We start from the raw sequence: 9,362 nt of genomic DNA, 5'->3' as shown, positions 1-9,362 counted from the left end.
CGAAGGCCCGGACGCACGAACCGTCCGGGCCTTCGCCATGCCACCCGCCCTGCTGGAGGACGGGGCGGGTGGAGTCTCAGCCGACCTTGTGCAGCCAGCGCACCGGAGCCCCGTCGCCGGCGTAGCGGAACGGCTCGAGCTCGTCGTCCCACGGCGCGCCGAGCAGCAGGTCGATCTCGTCCTGCAGTCCCTCGGGGTCGCCGACGTTGCGGGTGATCGCCTCGCGCAGCCGGTCCTCATTGACGACGACGTCTCCCGACACGGACGTCCACGCGTGGTGCATGCCGAGCGTCGGGGTGTAGGACCACCGGGACCCGTCGGAGACCGGCGTGGCCTCCTCGGTCACCTCGTAACGCAGTCCCTGCCACCCGCGCAGGGCGCTGGCGAGCGCGGACCCCGTGCCCACCGGCCCGGTCCAGGACAGCTCGGTCCGGACCATGCGGGGTTGGGCCGGCTGGTCGATCCAGTCGAGGCTGACGGGCTGCTCCAGCACCGCCTCGACCGCCCAGCCGATGTGGGGGCACAGCGCGGCGGGGGTGCCGTGTACGAACAGGACCCCACGCGTCATGGTGCGCGACATCGCGGCAGACATCCGAACCTCCTCCAGTGCAAGGGACGTCTTCCCCAACGACCTTGCGTGGTGAGCCCGGCGGTGCCGTGTCGTGCTGTGTTGTCGTATGCCGCTCAGCTCGCGGGAGCGAGCCGCTGCCCATTCTGCCCCATCAGACACAAACGCACCAGTGGTGATCTCGTGCGAGTCGTCCCTCAGCTCTCGCTGCCCTCCGCAGGCACTCCCGGGAAGATGTAGACCTCCCCGTCGCGGATCTCGAGCCGGTGGGTGCGGACCGGCTCGGTGGCCGGCAGACACATCGGGCGCCCGTTGCGGAGGCAGAACCGCGACGAGTGCAGCGGGCACTCGACCTCACCCGCCTCGATCCACCCCTCGGCGAGCGAGGCCTCCTCGTGCGAGCAGGTGTCGTCCATGCAGTAGTACGTGCCGTCGTCGTCCCGGAAGAGCGAGATCGGTTCGTCCGTGCCGGTCAGCTCAAGGGGCAGGACGAGCGCCTCCCCCGGCTCGACGTCGTCGACGGCTGCGGCCCGGATGCCCTCGGTCATGGTTCTCCTCGTCGTGGTGGCGGACGCCCCGAGCGTACCGAGCGCGCCGGGTCGCTCCGGCGGCGGATAGACTCCCCCGGCGACCTCCCGGACAGCTCGTCGGCGGTCGCCCGGGGCAGTAGCTCAGCCGGTTAGAGCAGCGGACTCATAATCCGTCGGTCCAGGGTTCAAGCCCCTGCTGCCCCACGGGTATCTCTGCAGGTCAGAGGCCCGAGGCCCCCGCCAGTCCCCCCGCTGGCGGGGGCCGCTTGCTATCGGTTTGCTAACGCGCCGCATCACAGGTCCTTTCCATTGATCGCCAGGTACTCCGCCCACTCCTCTTCCGAGAGCGATGCGAGGGCTTCGTACGCGCTCATGCTCGGGCGTGTCCTGAGCAGCCACGCGAGCCTTGCCACACGTAGCCTCTCTTCCGGCTCACCGGCCAAGATGCCCTCCGCCCACAGGCTCTCCGCCCGCGCCCTCTCTTCAGCGGTCAGGCCCTTGAGCCCCTCGAGCTCATCGCGCGTAAGTGGCTCGCCGCCCCGGATCACCCCGAGCGCCTTGAGTGCGATCGACACACGGTCCGCGCTCACGCTCCCCACACCGCCTTGGTGAAGGTGTCGACGGCGCGGCCGTCGTCGTCCGGGATGGCGTCGGCGTAGACGTTGAGCGTCACCGACGGGTCCTTGTGGCCGAGCCGCTTGGCCACGACGTGCACGGGGACGCCGTCCCGCAGCAGGATCGTCGCGTGGGTGTGCCGTAGCTCGTGAAGCTTGATCCGCGGGACTCCGTCGACGCCGGCCGTGAGGGACCCGAACGCCTTGGTGACGAAGTCTGGCAGGACGGGCCGGCCGTCCTCCCACGTGAAGACGAGGCCCTCGTCACCACGGTAGGCGGCGCCCCACGCGAGCCGCTCCGCCAGCTGCGCCTTGCGCCAGGCCTTGAGTGTGGCGACAGTGCGAGGGTCGATCGTGACCGACCGTCGCTCATGGTTCTTCGGGGTCACGTAGTGGCGCTCCTGGCCGATCTGCGTCACGGACTGCTCGACGTGCACCACGCCGGCCTCGAGGTCGACCCGGGCCCACTTGAGCGCCATGAGCTCGCCTCGCCGCATCCCGGTAGCGGCCGCGAGGGTCCAGAGCGACGCCCACCGGTCGGTCTCGATGAGGCCGCCGAGGAAGGCCTGCAGCTGCGCGCCCGTCCAGGTCGTGTGCTTCGGCTTGACAACGGTGGGCCGCTTGGTGCCGACGACAGGGTTTACCTCGATGATGCGGTCCAGGACTGCGTCCTGCATGGCCCGGCGCAGGACCGCACGGGCGAACTCGACGGTGCGCGGAGAGAGCGCCTTGCCATCCTTGCCGCCCTTCCCGTAGAGGTCGGCGAACAGGACCGAGAGCCGCGAGGGCGAGAGTGCCTGCACCCGTTCGTGGCCGATCGTGGGCTTGAGGTAGCGGGCGATGTTGTCGCGGTAGGACTTCGCCGTGGACGGCTTGAGCTCGACGGAGTGCGCCGCGATCCAGCGATCGAGGTACTCCCCCACGGTGAGGTTCTGTGGGGCGACGTAGGTCCCCCGGTTGACGGCGTGGCGCGCGGAGTCGCGGGCGTCCTTCGCGGCCTTGCGCGTCGCGAACCCGCCGACCCACCTCGGCTTCGTCTTGCCGGTCTGCGGGTCTCGTTCGCGGACCACGTAGGACCACGTCCGGCCGCGCTGGATGATCCCGTCTCGCATCTTCGCGTCATTCATTCCGCTCGCCCTCCGTGCTCGACTCCGGCACACTCTCTCCCGCTCGCCCGGGCGTTGCCTCACCCAGGAATCCCTTGTCACGGGCTCGCCTGAGCCAGCGGGCTACCGTGGAGCGGTCTGCGTGCAACTCCTTGGTAAGCCAGACGATCGGGGCCCTTGGGCTCTCCTCAAGAGCGCGCCGGTACATCTCAGCGACCTGCTGGAAGTGCTTATCCGGATGCCCCTTCGGACCCGGATTCCTCTTCAATGTCAGCGATTCCGGGGCGCCCGCGATGGCCCGTCGGCGTGCCGGGGCATGGTGTTCGGGCGCCTGATCCGCGTAGATGGCTCGCCCGACGAGCTCAGCGACGGGTATCCGACGCAGATCGCGGGACGTAATCTCCAGCGGTCCGACATGGCCGGGGTGAGCCTGCGACAAGCCGATGATCATGCCCGTACACACCATCCTGCCGTCCGCAGTCTTGGACAACGTGAGCGCCACGGGCGGCGCGGCGGACGGGTCGTCCTCCTCACCTGCGAACACAACCCAGTCGTGTTGCCGCACAGCCTCGACGACAGGGCCCAGGTGGTCATCATCCGGCGCAATGAGCCACCAAGAGTAGGGCCTCAGTTCTTCGTCCATGCCCGTGACTGTATCCGCTATGTCGCCGGTGCGCAACCATAGGCGACTAGTTGTGCACCGTTGCGCCCCCATCTAAGTGTCGGCTGGACTCAGTGACAGAGGTTCCGAATGCGCACCACAGCGGAACCGGGATCCCCGTAAGGAGGAAGAACCCTTGACGCTCATAACTGAGGTGAAGGCGCGGAGGCGACTCCCGTCGCCATCGCTCGCGAGAGAGCTCCGACGTTCAGCCGGGCTCTCTCAAGCGCGAATCGCGAAAGAGCTCGGGGTCACCCGAGTGACGGTGGCTCGCTGGGAGTCCGGGACGCGGTCCCCCCGAGGTTCCCTCATGGTGGCCTACGTCGAGCTGCTCGAGGATCTCCGGGAGGCGGAATGAGCCCACCGACAGGGGAGACCCTGACAGCAGCACCCGGTGTATCCACTTCGCCGGACTTGGAAGGCGGCGTGAGCGCCCTCGACAGCCTGCGTGGCCGGCTCACGATCTCCGTCCCTGACGCTGGCCGCGTTCTCGGCATAGGTCGAGATGCCAGCTACGCCGCTGCCGCACGGGGCGAGATCCCAACCCTGAGGCTTGGCCGGGCGATCCGCGTGCCCGTGCCAAAGCTGCTCGAGCTCCTCGGCGCAACCCCCGACATGAGCGAGGCCGGCCCCGTCGACGGGCCGGCCATCGCCACCGCTACAGACTCCGCAGCCTGAACACCCCTCTACGAAAGGTGCGTCCGCCCGCTCATCCCTTTGACCAGGAGGACCACTTCCCATGATCGCCGAGAACCCACGCCACAGCAAGCAACCCGCCCCACGGCAGCTCCCCGTCGTCACCTGGAGCAACCTTCGCGACATCGTCAGAGACCACGACCTGCGCGAGCAGCCGCAGTCCTGCTCGACGACCGTCTACTGCTCCACCTGCCGATCCCGCCTGCCCGGATACCTCGAGGCGTACCGCCACGCCGCGGCCCTGACTGACCACGTCGTCCACATCGAGACATCGAGCCGGACGATGATCGGCACGCCGTCCGCCCTCCTCGATGACGAATGCATGCGACGGGAGGGCTGGCGGTGAGCGCCGACAATGCCGAGGCGGTCGTCGAGGCGCTGCGCTCGCTGTACGGGGAACGGGTCCAGCTGCGCCACGGCCTGGAGGCCGTGATCGTGCGGGACCCCGCTGCTCGGGCCCGACGCCTCGCCAAGGCGACGGCACGGACGAAGAAGCCCAAGCCCCAGCCGGCGAAGCCCCCGACGACCCGCGAGGAGCTCAATCCCGAGGCGCAGAGGGCGTATGACGCATGGCTCGCCTCCCAGGACACGGGGAAGGGCGCATGACCACCCTCGACCTCGACGCCGTCCGGGACTGGTTCGAGCGCGTGTATGCCGGCGCCCCCGGCCTGCTCTCCGTCGTGCACGTCGACGCCACCGGAACCTTCAAGGGCACCGGCGGCGGCATCCCCGACATCGACGGCGCCGTGCGCCGGATTGCCGGCCTCGACCGAGCAGGCGCCCAGGGTATCTACCTGCGCACCACCACGCTGGCCCGGCCTCTCGAGTCCCACGAGCGCGGCACCGAGGCGGACTCCCTCGCCCTGCCCGGCCTGTGGGCTGATGTCGACTTCGGCGAGGTCGGGCACAAGCCCGGCCGCGGGCTGCCGCTGCCCCCAAGCGCCGACGAGGCGTGGCGCATCGTCTCGACCTCGGGGCTTCCGGAGCCGAGCCTCTGGGTCCACTCCGGCGGCGGTCTCTACCCGTGGTGGCTCCTCGAGGCACCCGCGGTCCTCGACGAGACGACCCGCCCCATCGCCGCCAAGATGTCGGCCGCGTGGCAGCAGGCGCTCAAGCGGTCAGCGGAGCGGCTCGGCTACGAGTACGGCGCCGGCGTCGGGGACCTGCCCCGGGTCCTGCGGATCCCCGGCACCGTCAACCGCAAGGGCGGCCTTGAGCGTCCCTGCCGGGTCGTGCAGGACAACGGCGTCGCCTACACCATCGAGGACCTCACCAAGGCCCTGCAGGCGGTCACGCCGGCCCCCGAGCCCGTCGAGCAGCGCCCCACCCGGCAACGCGTCGAGCTCGTCCCCAACACCGGCGCGTCCGCGTTCGACCTCCTCGACGAGTACGCCGCCTTCGACGACATCCTCACCGGCGCCGGCTGGACCAAACACCACGGCAGCCACCCCCCGAGCATCGACGAATGCTGGTCCCGCCCGGACGGGCCCGACAACCCCTGCAGCGCCCACACCCTCAAGGCGAACCCGCACGTCCTCGTCGTGCACTCCGAGCTCGCAGGGCTGCCCACCGGCGGAGGACAGAAGCTCACCCGCGGCCGCGTCTTCGCCCACCTGCACCACGGCGGCGACGAACGCGCCGCCGCCGTCGACCTGTTCGCCGCCATCGGAGGCCGCCCCAGCACCCCAGCCGCGGCCGCCCTCCCGCTTCCTCGAGAGACGAGGCCAGTGACCCGCCCGGCCACCTCATCGACCATCGGCCTGCACGACCTCGTCGCCCTCGAGCACCAGGCACAGCGGGTCGCCCGGGAGCGGCAGCACGACGACGAGCCGCCGCCACCACCCACGCCGACCTTCGACATCGAGCGCGACGACTTCTGGACCGCCCGCCCCGAGCTCGAACACGTTCGCGCGTTCGCCCGCGCCCGTCTCGCCTCCCCCTGGGCGGTACTGGGCTGTGCGCTCGCCCGGGTCGTCGCGCACGTCGAGCCGTTCGTCACCCTGCCCGACACCATCGGCTCGTACGCATCCCTGAACCTGTTCGTCGGGCTCATCGGCCCCTCCGGAGGTGGCAAGGGCGCCGCCGAGGGCGCGGCCAAGGATGCGATCGTCTACAGCCCGCTGCTCGGCCCGCAGCTCGTCGAGGCAGGCGTCGGATCCGGCGAAGGCCTCGCCCACACCTACCTGCGATACGTCGCCGGCAAGGGCAAGGAGCGTGGGCACGTCGAGCAGCACACCACCCGCGCGCTCTTCCGCGCCCCCGAGGTCGACACCCTCGCCGCACTCAAGGGACGCCAGGGCTCCACCCTGCTGCCCAAGCTGCGCGACGCGTGGAACGGTGACGCCCTCGGCTTCGCCTACGCCGACGTCACCCGACGCCTCGACCTGCGCCCCCACGCCTACCGCATGTGCCTGATCGTCGGCATCCAACCCGCCCGCGCCGCCGTCCTGCTCGACGACGCCGACGGCGGCACACCCCAACGCTTCCTCTGGATGCCAGTGCAGGACCCCAACGTGCCCGACATCACCCCCACCGCACCACGGCCGCACAAGTGGCGCACCCCGCCCCTGCCGACCGCCAGCGGCACCCGCACCGTGCTGCCCGTCTACCCGCCCGCCGAGGCCGCCATCCGCCAGTCCGCCCGGGCCCGCCACCGCGGCGAGGTCGACCCCCTCGACGGACACGCCCTGCTCTGCCGTCTCAAGACCGCCGCCGCACTGGGCCTGTTCAACGGCCACGCCGAGGTCACCGAGGAGGACTGGGCCCTGTCCAGCATCGTGATGGCCATCAGCGACCACACCCGCGCCAGCGTCGTCCGCTCCCTGCTCACCCGCCGCGACGCCGCCACCGTGGCCCGAGGCCGCGCCGACGGACTGCGGGAGAGCGTCGCCGCCGAGGTCCGTGCCGGCGAGGCCGCCAAGCGCGTCGGCCGGACCATCCTGCGCAAGCTCGACGGGGACTGGACCAACCACAGCGACCTGCGCCGCGCCATCGCCCACCGCGACCGCGAGCACTTCGACGACGCCATCGAACGACTCCAGGCCGCCGGGCTCATCGAGTCCGAGGACGTCGACAACGGAGCCGCCGACGGAGCCCGATACCGCCGCATCGAAGGAGCCGCCGCATGACCGCCCAGGGGTGTACGCGGGGTGTACATGTACACCCCTGCATGTCAAAAAACACTCAACCCAACCTTGAAGGTTCGTGCTTAGAAAAGGTTCAAGGTCCAATCGCGGGCGAGAGAACAGATGTACCCGGGGGTGTACATGTACACCTGTACACCCCTGACGGCTCGACGGCCACCCGACTCCACCCCTCGCAGCCCGTTCTCTGGTTCGAGCTCATCGCCCAGATGCTCGCCTACACCGAAGCCACCGGCTGGGGCCTCGCCGGCGTCTGGGGCCACGTGCACCGCAGCCAGTACCAAGAAGCCCGCGCCCGCTTCAACCAACTACGCGATGTGCAGATATCCCCCGCGCGCGAGACCCACGCCGCCATCACCAGCACCCAGGAGACGCCATGACACCCCCGCCGACCTCAACCCCTTGGCACTCTCCCGACCGCAGAGGACCCCTTGGCCCCACCGGCAGACCGCAGTGCACCGCCCGATCGAAGCGGAGCGGTGAGCGGTGCCAGGCGTACCCGATCCACGGCGGGACAGTTTGTGTCGCACACGGCGGCCGCGCTCCGCAAGTCCGGGCGAAGGCCGCGCGCCGTCTGGCCGTGGAGGAGGTCGAGACGGAGATCCGCAACTCCCTCGCCTTCGAGAGCTTCGAGGGCATCACGGATCCGCTGCAGGTCATGGCCGAGCTGGCGGAGCGGGCGCTGGCCACGGAGCGGGCCCTGGCGGCCCGGGTGAACGACCTGGCGCAGGATGACCGGCTGCGCTACAAGGCGGCCGGCGCCGGCACGGAGCAGCTGCGGGCTGAAGTGGCGCTGTGGGAGCGGTGGCACAAGCAGGCGGCCCACCTGGCGGACCGGCTGGCGGGGCACAACTTCGAGGAGCGGCGCACCCGGGTGACGGAGCAGCAGGGCGCCATCTTCGTGGAGGCGTTGAGGGCGATCTTCGCTCGGCTCACGCTGACGCCGGAGCAGCAAGCGCTGCTCGGCACCGTGGTGCCTGAGGAGCTGCGTCGAGTCGGCGCGATCCGGGGGGAACTGGCATGACGGCCGTGTGTGGTTTCCGTGGCGGGTCGCTTTCACACACGCGCGTCCGAGAAGCACGGCGGATTGTCACTCCGTTTCGGACTCTCAGCGTGCCTCTGACCTGCGCAAACGCCACCCCTGCTAACGGCCTGCTACTTCCCTGCTCGCTCACTGACCCCCCCTTCCCACTTCCCGCCGACCCCCCGGGGTCTCATTCGGGCGGGGCCGTTGATCACGCGAGCCGCGTGCTGCGAGGTGGGTGCGCATGACTGCCCTGGCAGAGAGCCTGCGTCTCGTCCTGCTCGTAGGCGCCGCCCGCGCGGACGCGACGCCTGAGCAGCTCGACGCGCTGAGGGACAGGATCCCGGAGGCGATGCGCGGTCGGTACGTCTCGACCGGCGACGAGACCGAGGTGCGGGCCGTGCTCCTCGACGTCATGGGCCGCGACTGGAAGCCCTCGGGCGAGTGGGCCGCGCAGATCGATCGGCTGAGCGGTGCCGAGACATGACCGCGCATGACGAGCTCGCGGCTGCGATCGGGGCCGCCCTGTCCGCCGGCCTCATCGTGCCGTGCGCGGGTCAGGCGGACCGCTTCACGGCCGACGACCTCCACGTGCTCGAGGCGGCCGCTGCCGAGTGCGACGGGTGCCCGGTGCTCGACCAGTGCGACAGGGCTGGGCAGCGCCAGGTGTGGGGCGTGTGGGCTGGGCGGGTGGCGTGGCCGTCATACGTGCATCGCCCCACGGGCCGACGCAGGGCGGAGCCGGCGGCATGACCGGGCGGTACGCGTCGAGGGTGCGCCTGGCCGGCTCCCGGGCTCGCGAGCGTCGTCTCCCGTTGCGGCGAGCTCATGAACTCCCCGCGTTCGCTGTCGTGCCGTCCGGCGCGGCGCGGTGGTTCCTGCACCTGCTCCGCTCGACGGGGCTGTCGGAGGCGGTGCTGCGGACGGAGGCGGCACGCTACCGCGCGAAGGGCCGGAAGGGCCTGGCGGGACAGATCGAGATCGCGTGGGCCCAGCTGGAGGCGGCGGAGGCGCACGAGG

The 9,362-nt window shown here is 70.6% G+C and carries 15 protein-coding genes and 1 tRNA gene; 11 read left to right on the top strand and 5 right to left on the bottom strand.

Features of this window, described 5'->3' with window-relative positions; genetic code table 11:
- Nucleotides 1-76: 76 nt before the first annotated feature.
- Nucleotides 77-580: a DUF3145 domain-containing protein gene (locus tag N864_RS15460; RefSeq protein ID WP_034718718.1), complete on the bottom strand. Its 504-nt coding sequence runs from the start codon at nt 578-580 to the stop codon at nt 77-79.
- A gap of 185 nt (nt 581-765) precedes the next feature.
- Nucleotides 766-1,116, bottom strand: coding sequence for a non-heme iron oxygenase ferredoxin subunit (locus N864_RS15455; RefSeq protein ID WP_034718701.1), 351 nt, complete (start codon nt 1,114-1,116; stop codon nt 766-768).
- A 112-nt stretch (nt 1,117-1,228) separates the two neighbouring features.
- On the opposite strand from N864_RS15455, the gene N864_RS15450 reads away from it, so the two are divergent.
- A tRNA-Ile gene (locus N864_RS15450) sits at nt 1,229-1,302 on the top strand.
- Nucleotides 1,303-1,391: 89 nt separating this feature from the next.
- On the opposite strand, the gene N864_RS15445 is transcribed toward N864_RS15450, so the two are convergent.
- Genes N864_RS15445 through N864_RS15435 form a run of 3 tightly spaced genes read right to left on the bottom strand, consistent with a single transcriptional unit; the run spans nt 1,392 to nt 3,461 of the window.
- Nucleotides 1,392-1,688, bottom strand: coding sequence for a hypothetical protein (locus tag N864_RS15445; RefSeq protein WP_155892967.1), 297 nt, complete (start codon nt 1,686-1,688; stop codon nt 1,392-1,394).
- Complete coding sequence (locus tag N864_RS15440; RefSeq protein ID WP_205620969.1) at nt 1,685-2,839, bottom strand: site-specific integrase; 1,155 nt, start codon at nt 2,837-2,839, stop codon at nt 1,685-1,687. The genes N864_RS15445 and N864_RS15440 overlap by 4 nt, the downstream gene beginning before the upstream one ends.
- Complete coding sequence (locus N864_RS15435; RefSeq protein WP_034718695.1) at nt 2,832-3,461, bottom strand: hypothetical protein; 630 nt, start codon at nt 3,459-3,461, stop codon at nt 2,832-2,834. The genes N864_RS15440 and N864_RS15435 overlap by 8 nt, the downstream gene beginning before the upstream one ends.
- Before the next feature lie 76 nt (nt 3,462-3,537).
- Here N864_RS15435 and N864_RS26445 point away from each other — a divergent pair, with 76 nt between their 5' ends.
- From N864_RS26445 to N864_RS24745, 10 genes are all read left to right on the top strand, one after another.
- The gene (locus N864_RS26445; protein WP_081793929.1) at nt 3,538-3,837 is read left to right on the top strand and encodes a helix-turn-helix transcriptional regulator; all 300 of its coding nucleotides are present in this window, start codon (nt 3,538-3,540) and stop codon (nt 3,835-3,837) included.
- A gap of 68 nt (nt 3,838-3,905) precedes the next feature.
- Nucleotides 3,906-4,157 carry a MerR family transcriptional regulator gene (locus N864_RS15425; RefSeq protein ID WP_051518659.1) on the top strand — a complete coding sequence of 84 codons (252 nt, stop codon included), beginning with the start codon at nt 3,906-3,908 and terminating at the stop codon, nt 4,155-4,157.
- Between the two features lie 61 nt (nt 4,158-4,218).
- Nucleotides 4,219-4,521, top strand: a complete 303-nt coding sequence (locus N864_RS15420) for a hypothetical protein (protein ID WP_034718689.1) — start codon at nt 4,219-4,221, stop codon at nt 4,519-4,521.
- Nucleotides 4,518-4,781 carry a hypothetical protein gene (locus tag N864_RS15415; protein ID WP_034718686.1) on the top strand — a complete coding sequence of 88 codons (264 nt, stop codon included), beginning with the start codon at nt 4,518-4,520 and terminating at the stop codon, nt 4,779-4,781. Before N864_RS15420 ends, N864_RS15415 begins: the two co-directional genes overlap by 4 nt.
- Complete coding sequence (locus N864_RS23740; protein ID WP_051518658.1) at nt 4,778-7,303, top strand: hypothetical protein; 2,526 nt, start codon at nt 4,778-4,780, stop codon at nt 7,301-7,303. Before N864_RS15415 ends, N864_RS23740 begins: the two co-directional genes overlap by 4 nt.
- 224 nt (nt 7,304-7,527) lie before the next feature.
- Nucleotides 7,528-7,698, top strand: a complete 171-nt coding sequence (locus tag N864_RS24750; RefSeq protein ID WP_155892966.1) for a hypothetical protein — start codon at nt 7,528-7,530, stop codon at nt 7,696-7,698.
- A gap of 200 nt (nt 7,699-7,898) precedes the next feature.
- A complete protein-coding gene (locus tag N864_RS15400) occupies nt 7,899-8,342 on the top strand; it encodes a hypothetical protein (protein ID WP_051518657.1) in 444 nt (147 codons plus the stop codon).
- Nucleotides 8,343-8,586: 244 nt separating this feature from the next.
- Nucleotides 8,587-8,829: a hypothetical protein gene (locus N864_RS15395; protein WP_034718683.1), complete on the top strand. Its 243-nt coding sequence runs from the start codon at nt 8,587-8,589 to the stop codon at nt 8,827-8,829.
- A complete protein-coding gene (locus N864_RS15390; protein ID WP_051518656.1) occupies nt 8,826-9,095 on the top strand; it encodes a hypothetical protein in 270 nt (89 codons plus the stop codon). The genes N864_RS15395 and N864_RS15390 overlap by 4 nt, the downstream gene beginning before the upstream one ends.
- A partial coding sequence (locus N864_RS24745) for a hypothetical protein (protein ID WP_155892965.1) occupies nt 9,092-9,362 on the top strand: 271 nt, incomplete at its 3' end. The genes N864_RS15390 and N864_RS24745, both read left to right, overlap by 4 nt.

Source organism: Intrasporangium chromatireducens Q5-1 (assembly GCF_000576575.1).
GTDB lineage: Bacteria > Actinomycetota > Actinomycetes > Actinomycetales > Dermatophilaceae > Intrasporangium_A > Intrasporangium_A chromatireducens.
This window is presented reverse-complemented; position numbering and strand designations above follow the sequence as displayed.